The organism is Anaerocolumna sp. AGMB13025, assembly GCF_029689925.1.
Taxonomy (GTDB): Bacteria; Bacillota; Clostridia; order Lachnospirales; family Lachnospiraceae; genus Anaerocolumna.
This window is the reverse complement of record NZ_CP121445.1, coordinates 2,280,242-2,300,260: the sequence shown is the minus strand read 5'-3', so window position 1 is coordinate 2,300,260 and position 20,019 is coordinate 2,280,242. Positions and strand designations below refer to the sequence as shown.

Annotated in this window: 19 protein-coding genes; 8 read left to right on the top strand and 11 right to left on the bottom strand. The window is 39.4% G+C overall.

Features of this window, described 5'->3' with window-relative positions:
* Window position 1 precedes the first annotated feature (1 nt).
* From QA584_RS09330 to QA584_RS09315, 4 genes are all read left to right on the top strand, one after another.
* On the top strand, window positions 2–478 hold the full coding sequence (locus tag QA584_RS09330; protein ID WP_278274247.1) for an NADH-quinone oxidoreductase subunit NuoE family protein: 477 nt from the start codon (window positions 2–4) through the stop codon (window positions 476–478).
* Window positions 479–2,353, top strand: coding sequence for an NADH-quinone oxidoreductase subunit NuoF (locus QA584_RS09325; RefSeq protein ID WP_278274246.1), 1,875 nt, complete (start codon window positions 479–481; stop codon window positions 2,351–2,353).
* 91 nt (window positions 2,354–2,444) lie between these two features.
* Window positions 2,445–4,148 (top strand): [FeFe] hydrogenase, group A, encoded by a 1,704-nt coding sequence (locus QA584_RS09320; protein WP_278274245.1) that lies wholly within the window; start codon window positions 2,445–2,447, stop codon window positions 4,146–4,148.
* A 1-nt stretch (window position 4,149) separates the two neighbouring features.
* Window positions 4,150–4,398 carry a (2Fe-2S) ferredoxin domain-containing protein gene (locus QA584_RS09315; protein WP_278274244.1) on the top strand — a complete coding sequence of 83 codons (249 nt, stop codon included), beginning with the start codon at window positions 4,150–4,152 and terminating at the stop codon, window positions 4,396–4,398.
* Window positions 4,399–4,875: 477 nt separating this feature from the next.
* On the opposite strand, the gene QA584_RS09310 is transcribed toward QA584_RS09315, so the two are convergent.
* On the bottom strand, window positions 4,876–5,604 hold the full coding sequence (locus tag QA584_RS09310) for a 4Fe-4S double cluster binding domain-containing protein (RefSeq protein WP_278274243.1): 729 nt from the start codon (window positions 5,602–5,604) through the stop codon (window positions 4,876–4,878).
* A 340-nt stretch (window positions 5,605–5,944) separates the two neighbouring features.
* Here QA584_RS09310 and QA584_RS09305 point away from each other — a divergent pair, with 340 nt between their 5' ends.
* The gene (locus QA584_RS09305; protein ID WP_278274242.1) at window positions 5,945–6,955 is read left to right on the top strand and encodes an Ig-like domain-containing protein; all 1,011 of its coding nucleotides are present in this window, start codon (window positions 5,945–5,947) and stop codon (window positions 6,953–6,955) included.
* 61 nt (window positions 6,956–7,016) lie between these two features.
* On the opposite strand, the gene QA584_RS09300 is transcribed toward QA584_RS09305, so the two are convergent.
* A complete protein-coding gene (locus QA584_RS09300) occupies window positions 7,017–7,400 on the bottom strand; it encodes an iron chaperone (RefSeq protein WP_278274241.1) in 384 nt (127 codons plus the stop codon).
* A gap of 161 nt (window positions 7,401–7,561) precedes the next feature.
* Between QA584_RS09300 and QA584_RS09295 the strand changes: the two genes are divergently transcribed.
* Window positions 7,562–8,659 carry a lactonase family protein gene (locus QA584_RS09295; protein ID WP_278274240.1) on the top strand — a complete coding sequence of 366 codons (1,098 nt, stop codon included), beginning with the start codon at window positions 7,562–7,564 and terminating at the stop codon, window positions 8,657–8,659.
* 199 nt (window positions 8,660–8,858) lie between these two features.
* Here QA584_RS09295 and QA584_RS09290 read toward each other — a convergent pair whose 3' ends face one another.
* From QA584_RS09290 to QA584_RS09250, 9 genes are all read right to left on the bottom strand, one after another.
* Window positions 8,859–10,574, bottom strand: coding sequence for a GMC family oxidoreductase N-terminal domain-containing protein (locus QA584_RS09290; RefSeq protein ID WP_278274239.1), 1,716 nt, complete (start codon window positions 10,572–10,574; stop codon window positions 8,859–8,861).
* A 175-nt stretch (window positions 10,575–10,749) separates the two neighbouring features.
* A complete protein-coding gene (locus tag QA584_RS09285; RefSeq protein ID WP_278274238.1) occupies window positions 10,750–11,376 on the bottom strand; it encodes a hypothetical protein in 627 nt (208 codons plus the stop codon).
* A gap of 125 nt (window positions 11,377–11,501) precedes the next feature.
* Window positions 11,502–11,978, bottom strand: coding sequence for an NUDIX hydrolase (locus QA584_RS09280; RefSeq protein WP_278274237.1), 477 nt, complete (start codon window positions 11,976–11,978; stop codon window positions 11,502–11,504).
* Window positions 11,979–12,021: 43 nt separating this feature from the next.
* Window positions 12,022–12,726, bottom strand: a complete 705-nt coding sequence (locus QA584_RS09275; protein ID WP_278274236.1) for a hypothetical protein — start codon at window positions 12,724–12,726, stop codon at window positions 12,022–12,024.
* A gap of 26 nt (window positions 12,727–12,752) precedes the next feature.
* Window positions 12,753–13,004, bottom strand: coding sequence for a zinc ribbon domain-containing protein (locus QA584_RS09270; protein ID WP_278274235.1), 252 nt, complete (start codon window positions 13,002–13,004; stop codon window positions 12,753–12,755).
* A 32-nt stretch (window positions 13,005–13,036) separates the two neighbouring features.
* Window positions 13,037–13,621, bottom strand: coding sequence for a TetR/AcrR family transcriptional regulator (locus QA584_RS09265; protein WP_278274234.1), 585 nt, complete (start codon window positions 13,619–13,621; stop codon window positions 13,037–13,039).
* 24 nt (window positions 13,622–13,645) lie between these two features.
* A complete protein-coding gene (locus tag QA584_RS09260) occupies window positions 13,646–14,461 on the bottom strand; it encodes a hypothetical protein (RefSeq protein WP_278274233.1) in 816 nt (271 codons plus the stop codon).
* Between the two features lie 360 nt (window positions 14,462–14,821).
* Complete coding sequence (gene rhaD / locus QA584_RS09255) at window positions 14,822–15,649, bottom strand: rhamnulose-1-phosphate aldolase (RefSeq protein ID WP_278274232.1); 828 nt, start codon at window positions 15,647–15,649, stop codon at window positions 14,822–14,824.
* A gap of 350 nt (window positions 15,650–15,999) precedes the next feature.
* Window positions 16,000–17,550 (bottom strand): DUF3796 domain-containing protein, encoded by a 1,551-nt coding sequence (locus QA584_RS09250; RefSeq protein WP_278274231.1) that lies wholly within the window; start codon window positions 17,548–17,550, stop codon window positions 16,000–16,002.
* Window positions 17,551–17,939: 389 nt separating this feature from the next.
* On the opposite strand from QA584_RS09250, the gene QA584_RS09245 reads away from it, so the two are divergent.
* Together QA584_RS09245 and QA584_RS09240 are read left to right on the top strand one after the other, a co-directional pair.
* Entirely contained in the window at window positions 17,940–18,839 is a 900-nt protein-coding gene (locus QA584_RS09245) for a glycosyltransferase (protein WP_278274230.1), read from the top strand.
* Window positions 18,840–18,887: 48 nt separating this feature from the next.
* Window positions 18,888–20,018 (top strand): DegT/DnrJ/EryC1/StrS family aminotransferase, encoded by a 1,131-nt coding sequence (locus QA584_RS09240; protein WP_278274229.1) that lies wholly within the window; start codon window positions 18,888–18,890, stop codon window positions 20,016–20,018.
* Window position 20,019 lies beyond the last annotated feature (1 nt).

Genomic DNA, 20,019 nt, shown 5'->3' with positions numbered 1-20,019 from the left:
TATGAGCGAAACATTTGACTACAAGGTTGTCGATGAAATCATTGGCGAACTTGGAAACCGGCAAAGTGCGATTATTGCTATTTTGCAGAATATACAGGAGTATTACCGCTACCTACCGAAGGAAGTATTTCCTTATCTTTCAGAAAAACTGGGTATCAGTCAGGCTAAAATCTATAGTGTTGCAACTTTTTATGAGAACTTTTCCCTTAAACCAAAGGGTAAATATGTGATAAAAGTTTGTGACGGTACTGCCTGTCATGTAAGGAAATCCATTCCAATACTGGAAAGACTCCGCAAGGAATTAGGATTATCAGAAGCAAAAGCTACCACAGATGACTTATATTTTACCGTAGAGACAGTTTCCTGTCTTGGCGCTTGCGGACTTGCTCCGGTACTTACTGTAAATGATAAGGTATATCCTGCCATGACCCCGGATAAAGCGGCAGAACTTCTTAATGAATTAAAGGAGGCAAACTAAATGCTTAAAGAAAGAAAAGAATTAGTAAACTTACGCAGCATCTATGAAACCTCTCTTAAGGCGGAAACAAAAAAAATCCTGGTTTGTGCGGGTACCGGCTGTATCTCAAGTGGTTCTCTGGAAATCTATGACCGCCTTACAGAAATTTTAAAAGAACAAAATATTCCCTGTTCCATCGAATTGCAGGAAGAACCTCACGGGGAAGCCGTAGGTATGAAAAAAAGCGGCTGCCATGGTTTTTGCGAAATGGGTCCTTTAGTCCGAATCGAGCCTCAAGGATATCTTTACACAAAAGTTAAGCTTACCGACTGTGAAGAAATAATCGAGAAAACCATTAAAGAAGGCAAGCACATTGAACACCTGGCTTATCAAAAAGGTGGAACTATACATAAGAAGCAGGAAGAAATTCCTTTTTATAAAAAACAGACCCGTCTGGTGCTTGACCACTGCGGACATATTGATGCCACTTCCATAAAAGAATATCTTGGTATCGGCGGCTATACTGCTTTTGAGAAAGCTCTCTTCGATATGAACGGAGATGACATTATTAATGAAATCACCGAATCAAACCTAAGAGGCAGAGGGGGCGGCGGTTTCCCTGCCGGAAGAAAATGGTCCCAGGTAAAACGTCAGAAAACAGAACAGAAATATATCGTATGTAACGGTGATGAAGGAGATCCAGGCGCATTTATGGACCGCAGCATTATGGAAGGTGATCCTCACCGTATGCTTGAAGGCATGATGATTGCAGGTCTTGCCTGCGGTGCCAGCGAAGGTTACATCTATGTACGTGCCGAATATCCCATGGCAGTCAGCCGTTTAAGAACCGCGATTGCACAAGCTGAAGAATTGGGGCTGTTAGGCGATCACATTCTTGGAACAGATTTTAGTTTCCATCTTCATATAAACCGCGGTGCTGGTGCATTTGTCTGTGGAGAAGGCAGTGCCCTTACCGCTTCCATTGAAGGAAACCGAGGCATGCCAAGGGTAAAACCTCCAAGAACCGTAGAACACGGACTTTTTGATATGCCTACTGTATTAAATAACGTAGAAACCTTTGCTAATGTCCCACTGATTATCAATAATGGTTCCGACTGGTATAAAGGTATCGGTCCAGAAAAAAGTGCGGGAACAAAAGCCTTTGCTTTAACCGGAAATATAGAAAACACCGGACTGATTGAAGTACCGATGGGTACTACTCTCCGTGAAGTAATATTTGATGTAGGGGGTGGAATGAGAGACGGCGGCGAATTTAAAGCAGTCCAAATCGGCGGTCCCTCCGGCGGATGTCTTACGAAAGAACAACTAGATCTTCCACTGGATTTTGATTCTTTAAAAAAAGCAGGTGCCATGATTGGTTCCGGCGGACTTGTAGTTATGGATTCCAATACCTGTATGGTGGAAGTAGCCCGTTTCTTTATGAATTTCACCCAGAATGAATCCTGCGGAAAATGTGTTCCCTGTAGGGAAGGCACTAAACGGATGTTAGAGATTTTAGAACGCATTGTTGAAGGAAAAGGCGAGGATGGCGATATCGAGCTGTTACTGGAACTGGCCGATACCATTTCTGCTACTGCCCTTTGCGGTCTTGGCAAAACTGCTGCACTTCCTGTTATCAGTACCATTAAAAACTTCAGAGAAGAATACGAAGCCCATATCTATGAAAAACGATGTCCGGCAGGCAGCTGCCAGAAATTAAAGAAGATTCACATTGATGAAGCCCTGTGCAAAGGCTGTTCCAAATGTTCAAAAGCCTGTCCGGTATCCGCTATCTCCGGTAAAATCAAAGAACCCTTTGTTATTGACCAGACTAAGTGTATTAAATGTCAGGCCTGTATTTCAACCTGTCCGTTCCATGCTATTATGGAAGACTAGAATATATTAGAAAAGAAAGGATGCCACTTTGTAATACTCATGCCTCAAATCCTGGGGCTATGGATTATAAACGGTATGTAATGGGTATTTTATGAAAACGAACGATTATATGCTTATAGATGGGATGCCGGTTGAAATAAACGGAGAGAAAAACCTCCTGGAGCTGATTCGCAAAGCCGGAATCAAGCTGCCAACCTTCTGCTATCATTCCGAACTGTCCATTTACGGTGCCTGCCGTATGTGTATGGTGGAAAATCAATGGGGCGGACTGGATGCTGCCTGTTCCACACCTCCAAAAGCCGGTATGGAGATACGTACCAACACCGGACGGCTTAGAAAATACCGCAAAATGATTTTAGAACTGCTCCTTGCCAATCATTGCAGAGACTGTACTACCTGTAATAACAACGGAAACTGTAAGCTGCAGGATCTGGCTATAACCTTTAACATAGAAGGGGTACGCTTTCCTAATACGGCGGCAGAACCCAAAATTGACGATTCTTCCTCCTGTATTACCAGGGATCAGAACAAATGTATCCTCTGCGGTGACTGTGTCCGCATGTGTAATGAAATACAAAATGTCGGTGCCATCGACTTTGCGCACCGCGGTTCCAAAATGACCATAAGTACTGCTTTTGATAAGCCAATTGCCTCTTCACCCTGTGTGGGTTGTGGTCAATGTGCCGCAGTATGTCCAACCGGAGCAATTGTCGTAAAAAATGATAAAAATAAAGTCTGGAAAGCTCTTGATGAAGCAAATACAAAAGTTACCGTACAGATAGCTCCAGCCGTACGTGTCGCAATCGGCAAGGAATTAGGTCATTCCAACGGAGAGAATACCATAGGTAAAATCGTTGCCGCATTAAGACGCATGGGCTTTGATGAAGTCTATGATACTTCCACCGGTGCAGACTTAACTGTACTGGAAGAATCCAACGAATTGATGAAGCGTCTGGAAGCCGGAAACACCACTATGCCGCTTTTCACTTCCTGCTGCCCTGCCTGGGTTAACTACTGTGAAAAGAATTACCCCGAACTCATCACTGATGTATCCACCTGCCGCTCTCCTATGCAGATGCTTGCTTCTGTAGTAAAAGAACAGGGAAAGACTTCAAAAAGAAACCATATACATGTAGCCGTTATGCCATGCACCGCTAAAAAATACGAAGCTTCCAGAGACGAATTTAAAGCTGAAGGAATTCCCAACGTAGATTATGTCATCACTACTCAGGAACTAATCCAAATGATTAAAGAATCCGGTGTCATATTTGCCGATTTGGAACCAGAAGCAGTTGATATGCCTTTTGGTACCATGACCGGAGCCGGTATGATCTTTGGTGTAACCGGTGGTGTGACAGAAGCTGTATTAAGAAGGCTCTCTTCCGATAAATCTTCCACTTCTCTTAAGTCCCTTGCTTATCAAGGTGTCCGTGGAATGGAAGGCGTAAAAGAAACTACTGTTGTATTTGGAGAAAAAGAACTCCGCATTGCTATTGTAAGCGGACTAAAAAATGCAACAGACTTAATTGAAAGAATAAAAGCCGGCGAACATTTTGACTTTGTAGAGGTCATGGCTTGTCCGGGAGGCTGCGTAAGCGGTGCCGGTCAGCCCTTTTCCTCCAGAGAGGATAAAGAAAAACGAGGCAAAGGACTCTATTCCGCAGATAAGCTTGCAACGATTAAACGCTCTGAAGAAAGTCCTCTGATGATGTCCTTGTACAATGGTCTTTTAAAAGGCCGTGTTCATGAACTCCTGCATGTTCATTATCATGCAAATACAAAGGAGGAGAAATAATATGCTTGAACTTAGTGTCTGTATCGGAAGTTCCTGCCACTTAAAAGGCTCTTATAATATTATACAACTCTTCCAGCAGATGATTGAAGAAAATGGTCTTCATGATAAAATTGATTTTAAAGCCAATTTCTGTATGAAAGAATGCCAGGGTGATGGTGTAGCTGTTTCTATAAATGGAACAGCTCACCACTTACAGCCGGAAAAGGCAAGGGAATTTTTTAAAGAAACTATTATGCCAATATTAAACTAATTTCTTATATAGACTTATTTTATGTAAATTAGTTTTCCTATATATATTATTTTATTGTTCATACTATTTATATCATTCATTTATTTATTGTTAAAACTGGTTTTTCATTAAAAAGCCTGATTTATAAACATTCATTTATCTATAATTTGCAAGAAATAATCGACACATTGGGAAACCAATTACAGAATGGAAGTTTAATGAAAAACTGAATTACTAATTATTTTGCTAACTATCTTTTAATCTTTGATAAATAATATACTTAAACAACAAACAAACAACACTAAGAACCCGGTAAGATATCTTACCGGGTTTTTGGTGTCCATAATTCGAATTATTAAGCAGACCTTGCTTATGATTTTACCTGATTGGAAGAGACTTTATGTCTTTTGAATAGACCATTGTCCGTATTGTTGTATATCAATGGGATTGAACATCGATATTATAACTAATTTTCTTCTGTTTTCAGGTTTCATTTCATTATGTTCTCGTATATTTTCTGGTATAAGGACATACTTCTATACATTTACCGCATAACGTTATAACCTTATCAATGGATTTAGCAGCAATCTCTCTTGCCTTCTTTCTGCAGGCAGCTGCATTAAAATATTCATCTCTGTCAAGTTCTGGACTCCAGCCCCTGCCGGAGATAGCCTTGCCAGGGCATGCATCTTTACAGCGCATACAGCTTCCGCATTTAGACTGGAGGATTGATGAATTATATTCAAGAGGCGCATCTGTAAGAACCGAAGTTAAACGAACTGCCGAACCGTATTTTTCTGTTATAAATAAAGCACTTTTACCAATCCACCCAAGTCCGGCATTTACTGCCACAGTCTTATGAGGCATTACTGTTCTGAAATTGCTATATTCTTTGCTGCTTGTAACCGTCTGTGGATATGCATTATATCCCTGTTTCTTTATGTATTCTGCACACTCAATCGCCAGTTCATCTAACTTGTTATTAAGCCTGTAATACCCATCATAATAGTCCATGGTAGGATAATTGCTGATATTTTTTATGATATCCTTCTCAAAGGCAAGTAGGATGGATATTCCGATGGGATATGCCGGTACTTCTATCGAGCCCTCTACCGAATCCACACTTTGAGGTCCATCCTCTATACTGGCATATAAACCTTCAAGCCTTGCAAAGCCTACAGCCGATGCCCCGTTTTCTAACAGTAATTGTTCAATTTTATCCTTCATACCATTCTCCCTAACCTTCCCCTGTAATACCTTTAGTGTACTGATAAAAGGGCTCAGGTATACCCTTATAATATCTTGCTTCAACCATTCCGTTATTGTCATTCCCCATAAGTATAGCCTTTAACAATAATTAAATTTATTTTATACTATTATATACAATATAAGGGATTTTGTACAATAAAATTCTAATTCTGAACTAGATCGGATAATTCATCGGATAATTCTAGACTTTAACTAGTTTACATTTTTTTCTTTATATGGTAAACTTAATGAAAGTTTGCTGACAGCAGTCTGTCTGCTGTTTTATTTATTCCTCACATTCCATGAATGGAGGATTCTTGTGACTCGTATAAGAAAATTCGTAATAACAATCTTATTATGTATCCCTTTATTAAGCCTATCCATACCTATACAGCCTGTTTCGGCTAAATCTGCTATTGCTGATCTTTCTTTTATTATTCTGTCTCAGTATAGTGCCACTGCCAATATCGGAGAAGAAATCCTGCTTTTTGCAGTTACCTCCAATGGTAAATTTCCGACCTGGAAAAGCAGTAATTCAAAGGTTGCATCCGTTAATACCTATGGAGTCGTAACTGCTAAAAAAGCAGGAACTGCCGTCATTACTGCAAAGATAAAAAATGCCGAGGCAGCCTGCCGTATTACCGTTAATAAGACCAAGGTAACCATTAACTTAACCAGTGCCTCCATCGAACACGGCGAAACCCTTAAGCTCACCGCAAAATCTTCGAATGGCTCTCAAATTGTTTGGAAAAGCAGTAAGAAAAGCATTGCCGTCATTGACGATAAGGGCACTGTAACCGGTTTAAAGCCTGGTGATACTGTAATAACTGCCAAAGCCGACGATACTTCCGTGACCTGCAATCTTAAGGTTAAATCCCCTTCGGTTAAATTAAGTAACTCTTCGGTAAAATTATACCGGGGGCACTCCGTTCAAATCACCGCATTCGTTTCTTCTAAGATAGCCCCAACCTGGAAAACCAATAAAAAAAGTGTTGCTCTGGTAGATGAAAATGGTACTATAACCGGGATAAAAAACGGAATTGCCGTTATTACTGCTACCGTTGATGGTGTCATAAAAACCTGTAATGTTACCGTGTTAAAACCAGAAATAACCCTAAGCTTGAAAGAACTTACTTTAAAGAAAGGTGCTGATGCAACCATCACCGCATCTGTATCTTCCGGTAACGAACCGGTCTGGTCTACCAGTAATCCCAATATTATAGCCATCAGCTCAAAGGGCAAAATAACAGCACTGGAAAAAGGTACTGCTTATGTCTATGCCAGCGAAGATGGAACTAAGGTCAGATGCAGTGTTAAAGTAACCAATTAATTGCATTGTGAGGGATAAATCAGCAAACTTTTAAATGCAGCTATCTTACTTAACAATCGAATTATTTCTTTTTGCTTTGCTTATCTTTCGCATGTTCCAGGTTCTCATTCACTCGAAACGTCACTATTCTGGTTACTAAATCAAATGGAATGGGTCTGTCATTGGAAAATTGTATTGCCCCTTTGGAGTTTTTATATTCCGTCAATTCTGCCTTAAACGTTTCTACACCCGTTTCACCAGGGTAAATCCCTATATGATTTTTAAAAGCGGCAAAATGTATCAGATTGCCCTTAAGGAAGAAGGTTGGCATCCCCCAGCTGATCTTTTCCACCGCTTCCGGTGCTGCTTCCTGGATAACCTTTCTTAATTGCTGTAATTTTTCCTGTATATCAGGTGTGAAATTCATAATATATTCATCTATCGTATCAAACTTGATCTTATCCATATTTAACTTTTCTCCTTTATCCATATTGTTAAAGAGTTTATAGTTCCTAACAAAAGTATACTTGTACAAGATAGGCTTGTCAACGGATTAAAACTATACTTTTAACATCTTGGCTATTCAGGCATAACATAGTATTATAAATGAAATCGGAGTAATGTAATATGCCCAGATACAGAACAGTTAATCCCTATGGCATGGTCTATATCATGACGAATTCCTCGGCTGGTAATCAGATTGCTGCCTTCAAAAGTTACACTGACGGCTCTCTTACTTTATTAGACCTATACGATACCTATGGTAATGGTACCGGTACTAAAGAAGTTTCCGCTGCAACACCTAATGACGGAATTGATACCCTTGCTTCACAAGGCTCCATAGCAATATCCCGTGACAGACGCTTTCTTTTTAATGTAAATGCGGGAAGTAACAGCATCTCAAGCTTTCGGATTGCAGGTAGTGGCAGACTTTCCTTCGTTAGTGTGGTACCTTCCGGCGGTTTACAGCCAAACAGTTTAGATGTATACGATAATCTGCTTTACGTTTCCAATGTAGGTGATACGGAAAACAATTTCAATTCCAACATCACAGGTTTTTATGTAGATGCAGAAGGATTCCTGTCAGTTATTCCTGACTCATCCCGTTCCCTTAGTACCCAGAATGCACAACCGGCCCGTGTTCTATTCAGTCCAAACAAACATCATCTTATTGTATCCGAACTAACCACCAACCGATTGAGCGTATTTGAAGTTTATCAGGACGGTACTTTAGCCGGACCTGTAATCAATCATTCAAACGGGGAAGGTCCCTTTGGTTCAATCTTCACCCCCCAGGGAGCTCTCCTCATTGCAGAAGCAGGCTCTAACGCACTTTCATCTTATACCCTTTTCCGTAATGGTGAACTGGAGGTAATAAGTGGTTCTGCCGGTAACGGTCAACAAGCTACCTGCTGGGTTGTAACAACACCGAATGGATTTTTTGCTTATACCTCTAATGCAGGAAATGGTACCATTTCAATCTACCGGGTTAACCAGTATGGTTCCCTAACGATAGTAGAAAGCTTATACAGTACACAGGATGCCCTCGGAGTTCCAATTGACAGTGGAGTCAGCCGGGACGGACGTTATTTTTATGTATTAAACGGGAATCAGGGCTCCATATCCGTATTCCGGATTGCTGCTAATGGATATCTTCATTATTTACAGAAAATAAAATGCGATGAAATACCGGAGCTTGGTACACAAGGACTGGTAGTATACTGATAAAAAAATTGATATAAAGCAGCCGGTTAATTGATTAAAATTAACTGTCTGCTTTATATCAGCTTTTATCACTTGCTTAAATTATTATGGATGTCAGAGACCTTATCAATTTCGAATCCTTAGATCGTATAATTATCTTAATGGAGCGTTACTTTTTCATAAACCGTTCATCCGAAGTATTCATCCAGGTCAAGACCAGTTAAGAGCCTTGGTGAAAATACTTTTCAGCAATCTTTTCAGAAGTACGGGTTGCAAGGGCCTGGGTAGTAAGGGTAGGATTAGGTCCGCCAATTCCATTATAAAGTACACTGTTGTCTGCAATATAGAGACGTTTAACCTGATACGCCTCACAATTGGTATCGGTCACATATCCCATACGCATAGTACTTGTAATATGGATAAATATTCCTGTCGGCCAGTTGGATCGTATTATCGTTCTTGCCCCTGCATTCCTGTAAATTTCTGATGCAATAACGGCTAAACGATCTCTCTTCCTTTTATCATTTTCACTTGGCTGATAATAAATAAGCGGAATATAACCATTCTCATCTTTTATCTCTTTATCCAATGAGACCCTGTTATTTTGATTCACATCATCATCCGTAAATATAAGGGCACTTAGTGTTCTTGGGTACTCTCTCATAAATTCTTTCAGCTGTTCCCCCACTACTCTGCCTTCTATGTCCCAGGGAACCTCTGCATTAGCTTTGTTCAGGAAGTGATAACCTTGTTCACTGGTACCATAGACTAACGAAGAATACAATCCAGGACCCATTCCATAGATTTGAACGACACCAAGTCCCGGATAATCAAGTCTGGCAGCCGCATTTTGTCCGACAAAGGGTTGGATCGCTGTTACCCCCAGCGTATCCATTAAAACCTTCTCATCAAATATTGCGGATACATTATCAAACCAGTGATTTAACAAGCCTCTGCCCACCCATTCATTTTCAGGCAATTCAGAATTCAGCCACAGCCTGGGAGTCTCAATTCCCCCTGCCGCCATTACAACAACCTTTGACCTTAACTCACCGATTTCACCGGTCCAGGTATTACGGTACCTTACTCCTACCGTACGAAGTCCTTCTACTGTATCTTCCTCCGTCAGAATCTTTATAACAAAGGTATTGGGTCTGACCTCAACATTACCGGTGCGCAGACCCCTTGGTATGTAACTTGCAAAGGTAGACCGTTTTGCTACTCCTTCAACAGTAGGGCCGATATGACACCCATTCACGCAATGCCCTCTTAAGGTACAGCCAACTGAATTATTGGTGTTAAAATCAAAGTCCGGATCATTGATCTGGGGGTTTGGGCGCAATATGGCATTGGGCTGGGAACGGTAACCGGGTTCAGTTAAATCAGGGGTATTAAGAGCCTGGTACCCGGCTTTTCTGGCTCCATAAAAAAACAGTTCTTCTTTAGCCGTTACTGGTGCCTGCCTTACCGGCAATGTTTGTTCTACTCTTTCATAATAAGGAATCAACTCCTCATAAGTGATTGGCCAGATATTGTTTACGGACTGTGGAAATGCACGGGGGCAATTAGCGAAATAATGCAGGGTGCTGCCGCCTACCCCTGCGTTCTGCCAGGTAAAACCTCCGTTGACAATGTTCCTCACCCAGGTGCTTTTATTTCTATCGGCCGGTCCCCAGCGAAACTTACCCGTTGCAAAATCATTCATATCATCTTCTAAATCTGTAAAACATTCTTTTAATATATCAATACTTAAATCCTCCGGGTTTGAACTTCCTGTTCCTCCGGGAGAAGAATTCGGTTTTGGCCATTTGGAATTCCCATACCAGGCTCCTGCTTCCAGTACCAGTACTTTAATCCCTAACTCACCAAGCTCCCTAGCGGCAACCGCACCACCTCCGCCGGCTCCGATAACTATTACATCAGCGTCATTAATCATAAAACTCCTATCTGTGCGCCTTAGCGCACATTAAAATCAGGATGTTGAAAAATGTCATTCTTTTTCAACTTAACTCCTATCCGTGCGCTTTAGCGCACATTGAATCAGGATGTTGAAAAATGTCTTTCTTTTTCAACTTAACTCCTATCTGTACGCTTTAGCGCACACACTTTATTTATTGTACTGAATATCTTAAAACGCGGTAACCTAAAGAAGGACCGGGATAACCCACCTGACTCCAGCTTAAAGGATAAAATTCAAGTTTTCTGTCATCAGGAGGCATAAGTCTTGTTGATCCATATCCAAACCACTCCGAATAATAACCCATCATGGTATATCTAGTTAGAATCCCTGCAAAAGTAGTGACAAAACCCGGATTATCCGTATAGGGCATTGGCAGATCCGATAGATTCACTTTCAGTTCATCTAATAAGGTCAATGCCCGGAACCGGTCAACCGGTGCTAAGGCCGCAAAGGTCCCTCCCCCGGGAAACTGTGAGAAATCCAAAAGCCTGGTATTTTCTCCGATAAATATAAGCTGATCTGCTGCCATGTCAAGCATAACAGCGGTAGGCTCTGACATGGGAATAAAATAATAATTAAGAGTGATAATAAGATATTCATACGTATGCAGATTTAACGCTCCAAAATACTGTATTTTTCCATATTCCTCAGCCAGTCCGGGAGTTCTTGGAATGACAGCATCTACTAAAGCTTTAAAAGTTTCCGTCGTATACCTAAAACTATAATAATTCGGATCTGAGTAACTTTCATTCTCTGATTCATAAAACTTCTTATTCAATTTGCTGCCTGCCTTGATTATAATAGCTATTAAAAAATAATATGATTTTATTTTCCTGTTTATTACAAAAGAGCTGATATAATACCGGATAATCGGTATTGTATCAGCTCTTTTGCAATAAAATTTTATTCACCGTCTACAAATGTGGCATACGCCTTACCAAGCCCAAACTGTTTAACCTGCTCCACCATATGTCCGATATTTCCTTCCCCGGCAAATTTATTAAGGGCAAAAAAATCTTCCGTATTTTCCAGCCAGATAAGGGGATTGGCCTCCTCTTTTAATTCAATATTAAAACTGAGTATGCCTGCATATACCTCCACATAACAATCCTGATTATAATAGGTAAAATCCATCATGTGATATAACGTAATTTGATCCTTTCTGATTCCTGTCTCTTCTTCCAATTCCCGGTAGGCCGCAGGAAACCCTTCTTCTTTGGGTTCAATTTTACCTCCCACCAGATTATAAAGTCCCTTGTAGGGGTCTTTCCTTCTTTTGCAGAATAGTAGTTTACTCCTGTCCTGATTATACACTATAATACAATTATATCCCTGCATGCTGCGCTCTCTCCATTCTAAGGAAATATACGATATTGTCATCCCTTACTTTCCCTCAGTGTAACCTATCGCTCTACAGTTTCTCCTATTCCTTTATTAATATCTCAAATTTACGCTTTCCAATCTGCTGCTTTTCCAGTCGTCTAAAGCTTTTATTGGTGTTCTTCTGAGCTTTATCCATACAGATTCCAATAATTGTATTACTGCCGCATAGATCGTACAGCTTGTCCAGCAACAGATTAACACTTCCCACGTCCGCACCCTCCCAGCTTACTAAATCTCCATAGGGTACATCCGTCATAATAATATCCGGAATGGCAGTTAATGTAAGACCATTAAGGGCATTGGCCGCAAATACTTCTGTAACTATATTATTGTCTTCTCGTAATTCTAAGAGCCTTATGGCACTTTCTTCTGCTTCCTCATGGGATACTTTCCCATACTGTTCTTTTAATTCTCTGATTTGGCTGAGCCTTTTCTTTATACCTTCACTTTGAAGTAAGTCAAGGTTTGACCGTGCTGCATCAACTGCGGTCCTACTGATATCGCTTCCGATAATACGGGTAATCGTATTCCCGTATAAAAATCCTAAAACCGTAAGCAGATACCCGCCACCGCAGCAGCAATCATAAAGACAAATATCACGTTTCTTATCTGAGAATTCCAAACATCTTCCGAAAATCTCCTCTGCCAGCCTTGCAGGGAAATTCGTTATTCCTTTACAGTTATACAAAACCCTTCCGCTTGCAAAATCTTCGTAGTTATCCCTATTACCGTATCTGTATTCCATGATAGCCCAACTCTTTCCTCATATTCTCAGACAGTATCAAAATAATTCTCCCAGGCAGGCTGCTTTTTCATAAATTCTTCGGCCGTCTTATGAGCTACTGCACGATCAATGCCTTGGGTTCTCATAAGAAACTCTGACATCCCCTCTTTTTTTTCTTCAAAGGACTGCAGGGAACCGTCAGTCCTTGCACAATAAATACAATAGTCCTTGGATTCATCCTTAAGTGGATAATCTTCTGCCTTTGTCATAGGCATGCCACAGGAAATACATATCTTCATAAGTATCACTTCCTCTCATAAACTTTCACTTCTCAGACAGCCAGTAATTCAAGAAAATTTCTCACCAGCTCCTCTTTGTATCGGTTAAGGACCTTACCCTCCGGCGCGAATAATTCCTGATTTAGTAAATAATAATGCAAAAGCCCCAGCCAGGTATTAAAAATAAAATGAATGGGTATCTTTTTCAGTGTTCCTTCCTTAATACTAACCTCTAAAACTTTGCTCATATGAAACGAGACTGTAGACTGGATGGATAGATATATATATTTTACCTGTTCCGGTAATTGGCTGCTTTCACCAATCAGCCTTCGATAAAATTTCTGATGTTTTGTTAGTATTTCAATATGTGCATATAAAAATTCTTCAAGACTGCTATCATTCTCTGACAGTTCATGGAGCTGCCGATTCATATCTGTCCCAAATTGCTCTAAAAGATTCCTCTTTAAATCCTCTACTGTTGGAAAATGTGCAAAGATACTTCCATGGGCAATCTGAGCTTCTTTGGCAATACTAGTCGTTGTAGCACCAAAGCCCTCATTGGCATAAACCTTATAAGCTGCCTGTAATATCAGCTTTCTTGTTGACTCTTTTTGTAACTGCCGTTTACTTTGCTTCACTGATGACCTCCTTGCCTTCCTGAACTAACTCATAACTGCCTGAACCTCCCTGACTAATTCAGGGTATTTTTTTATAAGACGAGATTTGCCTAGATTGGATTTTAGTATCTTTATCATAATTTTATTATCTGACCCGGCAAACTTCTTAAGAAGTTCAAAGCCTTCCTCCGGCAGCTCGGTTACGAAAACGCTTAGGCAATATTCAAGACCTTTTATTAAAACACCAACCTCTTCGCTTCTCCTGATTTCTTCCTTTACTGTTAATAACTCTTTTAGGATATTCTCACTCATACTAAGGCTTAACCGAACTATTTCTTTGTCCTTTAAGATAGGCGGATGAGCCAGTGCTGCCAGAAAAGCCCGCTTTTCCAAATAATTGGAGCCTGGGTACCATTTCATGATATATTCTTTAACCGGTTCAAAATTCTTTTCTGCAATTAGCTGCAAGGCCATTGCAGCACTTTCTCTAATTCTCCATCTGCTGTCATTCATCGCTGCTTTTATCTGATTCATGATGTTTCCTTTTTGCTTTTCATCTGCATAAAAATAGTGTGAACTTAAAGCCATGACCGCACAAAAGGGCAGATATTCCCGGGGATTATTAACCGGTGATTCAAAAGCCGGTATGTTAGCCCAGCAAAATAATAATTCAATCAATTCATTACTAATCTGCTCCCTATCAAAAAACTCTGCAAATTCATAAGCTAAAGTCAGGTTTGCCCTTGGACCAGGCAGATTGGAGTTCATAAGAAGATATTCTTCTGCTTCCTTTAGTTTGTCCGGTGAATTTATCATTAATAGCGGAATAATCTTTTCTAAAATCTCATAATTTTCTTTCATCCGATTTTCTACCCCTTCGAAAAATTTCATCATATACTTACTAAAAATTACTAAGGTAACTATAAATAACTTTTCCATATAACTTTATTGACTAAATATGGGTAACATATTGTTTCTATTGATTTTTCACTCACTGAGTCATAACTCATTTTAATCATGAGCCATATACTTGTCAAGGTCTTTTTATATTTATCTACTCAAGTGGGTCAGTAAAGCTGATAAAATCAAAAAAAGTACCATGCGCTAAGAACAACATGGTACCTCTATAGGTTTTTACTTTGGTTTTTACTTTTTATTTTACTTTATATTTATTCATATTCCAGACAGAACTTTTCCGCCTGCACCGGTATAATATGTAATTTATTTTTCATATAAAAACCGTTCCGGCAGTGTCAACTTAAAATCAACTGCTAAGTCCCTGAAATTCTGGGGCTGAATCGTTTGTAATTTCTGAGGTGACATGGATAAGGTCTTAACTAATATTTCTGCTGATTTTTCAACCGTATGCATAAGCCCGAAGGTTAAATCAAAGTCTATGCCCGAACAAAACATACCATGATGTGCCCAGATAGCAACATCATACTTTTTCATCAGCTCGCTGGTGGCTATTGCTATAGCTTGCCCCCCCGGAACCATCCAGGGAACTACACCAACACCATCCGGGAATACCACCGGACATTCTGTTGCCATTTCCCAAAGCTCTCTGGTAAAAACTTCATCAGATAAAGGCAGCACAAAGGTAAGCGCAATAATGTTCGTTGTATGTGCATGATAGATTACTCTGTAGATTCCGTCTGTTACTTTTTTCTTTACTTCATGGTTCCTAAGGTGGGACGCCAATTCACTGGTAGGTCTTCCACCGTCTACAAGTCCCCAGCTGATCCGGTAATTCTCACCTTTGTCATCCAGTTCAATAATCGCAATACAGGCTTCCGGATCGACAATAATATTACGGAAATACTTTCCGCTGCCTGTTACCAGAAAGAATTCTCCGCCTAATCCCGGCACACTGGTGCCTATTGGCATCCACTCTGTATTAGTTGTGAGCCTTGTTCGGATACTTTCTACTTCTTCCACTTTCAGACGGTAGGAAAGATTACCCCCGTTGCGTTCATGCCAGCCCTGCATAAAACCATCATTAGCCATTTTTATAAAACCTTTTACAAATTCCGTATCTAAAACTTTCATGTTGTTTTTCCTCGCTTTCAAATGTTAATATTAGGTAGGATTCGAGTGTCAAACAGGAAGTACAGGCTGAGAGCCTTTTGATGTTCGTATCTATTGTACACTTATTTCATAAAATAGTTAACATCTTCATTTGCAAATTCATAAGAGCTTTCCTCGTCTATAAAATAAAAAAATATGGGCTGTTGCAGCATGATATGCTCCAGCATACCAACAAGCCCATATTTTTATCTATTCTATTAAGCAATATTTTTTACTTTATTTCCCCATTCAAAACCAATCATATTTGGCGGCATGACTAATCCGACCTCTATAAATTACATGATAGTATATTTCGCAGTTTCTTTTAAGCTTTATATTCGTTTCTCCGTACTTTTATCCATCTGATAAACAAAAAGACTTATTGTAAAGGTTAGTATTGATACAGCTGTACTAATCCCTAATCCAACTGCCAGCACAAAGGCACTGTTTTGAATTGCACCTAAGGTTATCATAAGTATGGATATGGCAATTCCGGCAAATAACGCGGGCAACGCCGCTTTTTTTACATCCTCCCAAAATACCTGATCCGGCAGGACAAAGAAATAACGAACATAGTACAGGAATGCCCAAAAGCCCAGACAGGCCTTGTTTTCCGTAAAGATTCCTAGTAATCCGAGAAATGCAAGCACACTAAAGAAACCTAAAATGTTTTTTATATGTATTGCTCCTGGATGTAATAAAGTTTCGCTGACTCCTTTAATTAATAGTTGATTTATCCTGGCTATAAAAGTTTCGGCTGCCAGCTTGTTAATACGCCCTCCTACACTAATATCCTGCACCGAGGTTTCATTCATACTGTCATCTAAATAAGGTATCTGGCTTTCTTCGTATATTTTAAACGCCTCAAACTGCAGATCGTAGGGTATGTTATCTTCTGAATTTTCAGTTTCTTTATCAGAGAATGATTTTTCTGATTTATCAGCAGTTAGAAGTTCATCCGTGTACTGCGCCTCCTCTTCTTCTGTCACTTCCACATCCTCTTTATCTTCACTATACAGCATTACCGTGCCTACAATACTGCTGCTGTTATATCTGGAAATGTCATGGTCCGCCTTTTCCTCATCCATTGTCCCTGCAATGGCCTCAAGGCTTTTGGAGGTTTCAGTAAAATCTTTATTGTTTTCTTCTTCTAGTTTCTCTGCCTTCGTATATGCATCTTCTTCAAATTCCGATATAAATTCTGATTCTGCTTCTATTTCCGCTTCTATTTCTGCTTCTATTTCTGCCTCTATTTCTGCTTCTATTTCTTCTATTTCCTCTTCTTTTTCATCATATCCAATAGGAACAAGCGATAACTTGCAGTCAACTTCTTCAATTACACATTTTTCATCTTCTATTATACTGTCATCATATATAGTGAAATTCTCAGGAAAAACTGCTATTTTAAAAGGCTCCGGTTTCTTTACCGCAGTATTATTAACTATATACTTCGTTCCTGCTCCCTTTGGGGCACCGGTTCTTATATTTTGTATCTGTCCGTTTTGAGTACTTTTACTCTGGGGAGTTTTGCCCTGGGTAGTTCTGCCCTGGATAGTTCTGCCCTGTGCTCCCCTGCTTTCGGATTTATTTTCAGAGTTCATTTTTACTGGTTTTCTAACGGCACTATTAAATTCTACCTGCCTGTTATCAATTGCTTTAATTTTTTTCCTGACCGTTTTACCCTGTAATTTATAGTTTGGTTCGGTGTATGCCAGACTCATAATAGAACTCTTACAGTCTACTTCTTCAATCACACAATTATTTAATGACTTAGGCACAGCACCAGCTTTCTCTTTAAACTGGTTTTGTTCCGCTTTAAATTTCTTATAGAAGGATTTTGGGTAATTGACTGTTTTGTCTATTTTGATTGCATTTATTTTCACTAATCTTCACCTCGTATAATTATTTTTTTAAACTACATATGAGTATCGGATTGATTTTACTGACCAGGAAAGGATTCCTGGCTTAATCTTAAGCGTTCTGGACGGGATTTTTATATGTCTGCCTCTTCTTTTATCCCTATTAACTTCCAGACAAATTAAATAGCAAGCAAGTATAGTTACGCAATTATAATATATGCAGTAATATTAAAAAGTTGATTTAATAACGACTCCTTTTTCAACCTTTCTTCTACTGCCCCTCCCAACACTTCTCAACTGACAGAACGGACCTGTAAATGACCCAAGAAAAATAGAATTAAATTATGTAGCAATTTATAAGGAGTAACATAAAATAAAGTTAAGATGAACTTATAACGAAAGGTTATGACCATATGTTACCTCCGCTTTTAAGTTATGTTACTTTTAACCGATTAGGTTTAACCGTTAAGAATTTATCTGCTATCCTTGATTCCAGTGAAGATTTTGAGATGCACATCATAGATAATAATTCTACCGACGGAACCTGGGCATACATCCAAAGTTTAAAAGACAGCCGTATTATGTCAAAAGCACGAATCAATGTTAATTTCGGACAGATTTATGCGTTAAATTTAAATCTTTTAAAAAGAAGACCTGATCAATTCTTTATAACTGTAGATAATGATGTTTTTATCGAAACAAAGGACTGGATTTCCCGTTTTATAAAGGTATTCGATGCTTTTCCGGAGGTCGGCTTGCTTGGAGTCCAAAAAGGTACGCCCTATCCGGAAGAATTACCTCCGGTGGTACCTAAGGTAAAAGATAATGTATTTTACTTAGAGCTTGACAACTCCACCCCAAACATAGAGAAGAATTATGTCCCCGGCTGCTGTATGTGTTTAAGACCTGAACTGATTCAGGAAATAGGCTACTGGTGCGAAGAAAACTGCTATGGAGAAATTGAATTGTCTAACAGAGTCAATAATTATACTTCTTTTAAAACAGGTCTGGTTCCCAACATAAGCATTCAATTGCCTCAGACAATTGAGTGCAGCGCTTGCCAGTATAATTCCAAATGTACATTGAATAAAGTTACTGATACCTGTTTTACCTGTTATAAAAAACTTTATAAAAATGAGGAATTCAAACAATATTACAAATGGAAATTTGACGAAACCGTAATTGATTTAAAAAGCGGTGCCAGACCAGTATTCTGCGCATCTGCCAACGACGGGACTTCACTCACGGATCATATTTTTAACAGTGAGTGGGCAATGGAAAATTTCCATTACTTTATTAATAATGCAAATTAAATAATTTAGAATCAATTTATTTGCAGGCTCAAGGAGGTGGATTACAATATGATAGAACCATTTGCAAAACCTTTCTATATCACCCAGCCCTTACTGCCTGATATGGATGAATTTAATGAAATGCTTAAATCAATATGGGCAAGCAAACAGTTAAGCAATAATGGAACTATGGTAAAACAACTTGAACGGGATCTCTCCGGTTATTTAAATGCAGATTACCTGTCGGTTTTTTCCAACGGTACCGTTGCATTACAGCTGGCATGTAAGGTTTTAAGGTTATCCGGAGAGGTCATTACTACGCCTTTTACCTTTGCAGCAACTACCCATTCCCTGCTTTGGAATAATTTAAAACCTGTATTCTGCGACATTGAAGAAGACACGTATAACATAAATCCCGATCTCATTGAATCTTTAATTACCCAGGATACTACGGCGATCATGCCAGTGCATGTTTTTGGTAATCCGTGCAATGTTGCGAAAATCAAACAGATCGCAGATAAGTATGGGCTTAAAATTATCTATGACGCTGCCCATGCCTTTGGGGTTAAGGTGGATGGGAAACCGATTTCAAGCTTTGGCGATATATCCATGTTCAGCTTCCACGCTACAAAGATCTATCACACCATAGAAGGCGGTGCCCTTACCTTTAAGGATCCTTATTTTAAGGAAAGAGCTGATTCTTTAAGAAACTTTGGCATTAAGAATACAGACACCGTACTGGAACCCGGAACCAATGGAAAATTAAACGAAATACAAGCCTCAGTTGGCATTCTGTTATTAAAACAAGTGGAAAGTGAAATAGAAAATAGAAAAGAAATTACAAATTATTACCGCCAGTTCTTAAAAGATATCCCTGGAATTATTACCGTCAATGATATCGAAGGCGTTTCCCATAATTATTCTTATTTTGTTATAAGAGTTGATAAAACTGAATATGGTTATTCCAGAGATGAACTATTTGATAAATTGTTGGAATACAATGTAATAGCAAGGAAATATTTTTATCCGTTGTGCAGTAACTTCCAATGTTATAGAGATTATCCCTCCTCCTTAAAAGATAAATTACCGGTAGCAAATAAAATCTCTGATATGGTACTATCCCTACCGCTGCACGGCAGAATGCAAAAGGAAGATGTAGAAAAAATCAGTTCCATTATAAAAGCAATTCATGAGGGTTGAT

Excerpts from the sequence above, each read along its gene's own strand:
- QA584_RS09320 (WP_278274245.1), top strand. The coding sequence starts at position 2,445 with ATGAAAACGAACGATTATATGCTTATAGATGGGATGCCGGTTGAAATA.
- QA584_RS09330 (WP_278274247.1), top strand. The coding sequence starts at position 2 with ATGAGCGAAACATTTGACTACAAGGTTGTCGATGAAATCATTGGCGAA.
- QA584_RS09240 (WP_278274229.1), top strand. The coding sequence starts at position 18,888 with ATGATAGAACCATTTGCAAAACCTTTCTATATCACCCAGCCCTTACTG.
- QA584_RS09260 (WP_278274233.1), bottom strand. The coding sequence starts at position 14,461 with ATGAAAGAAAATTATGAGATTTTAGAAAAGATTATTCCGCTATTAATG.
- QA584_RS09280 (WP_278274237.1), bottom strand. The coding sequence starts at position 11,978 with ATGACAATATCGTATATTTCCTTAGAATGGAGAGAGCGCAGCATGCAG.
- QA584_RS09270 (WP_278274235.1), bottom strand. The coding sequence starts at position 13,004 with ATGAAGATATGTATTTCCTGTGGCATGCCTATGACAAAGGCAGAAGAT.
- QA584_RS09275 (WP_278274236.1), bottom strand. The coding sequence starts at position 12,726 with ATGGAATACAGATACGGTAATAGGGATAACTACGAAGATTTTGCAAGC.
- QA584_RS09310 (WP_278274243.1), bottom strand. The coding sequence starts at position 5,604 with ATGAAGGATAAAATTGAACAATTACTGTTAGAAAACGGGGCATCGGCT.
- QA584_RS09300 (WP_278274241.1), bottom strand. The coding sequence starts at position 7,400 with ATGGATAAGATCAAGTTTGATACGATAGATGAATATATTATGAATTTC.
- rhaD (WP_278274232.1), bottom strand. The coding sequence starts at position 15,649 with ATGAAAGTTTTAGATACGGAATTTGTAAAAGGTTTTATAAAAATGGCT.
- QA584_RS09290 (WP_278274239.1), bottom strand. The coding sequence starts at position 10,574 with ATGATTAATGACGCTGATGTAATAGTTATCGGAGCCGGCGGAGGTGGT.
- QA584_RS09295 (WP_278274240.1), top strand. The coding sequence starts at position 7,562 with ATGCCCAGATACAGAACAGTTAATCCCTATGGCATGGTCTATATCATG.
- QA584_RS09325 (WP_278274246.1), top strand. The coding sequence starts at position 479 with ATGCTTAAAGAAAGAAAAGAATTAGTAAACTTACGCAGCATCTATGAA.
- QA584_RS09245 (WP_278274230.1), top strand. The coding sequence starts at position 17,940 with ATGTTACCTCCGCTTTTAAGTTATGTTACTTTTAACCGATTAGGTTTA.
- QA584_RS09315 (WP_278274244.1), top strand. The coding sequence starts at position 4,150 with ATGCTTGAACTTAGTGTCTGTATCGGAAGTTCCTGCCACTTAAAAGGC.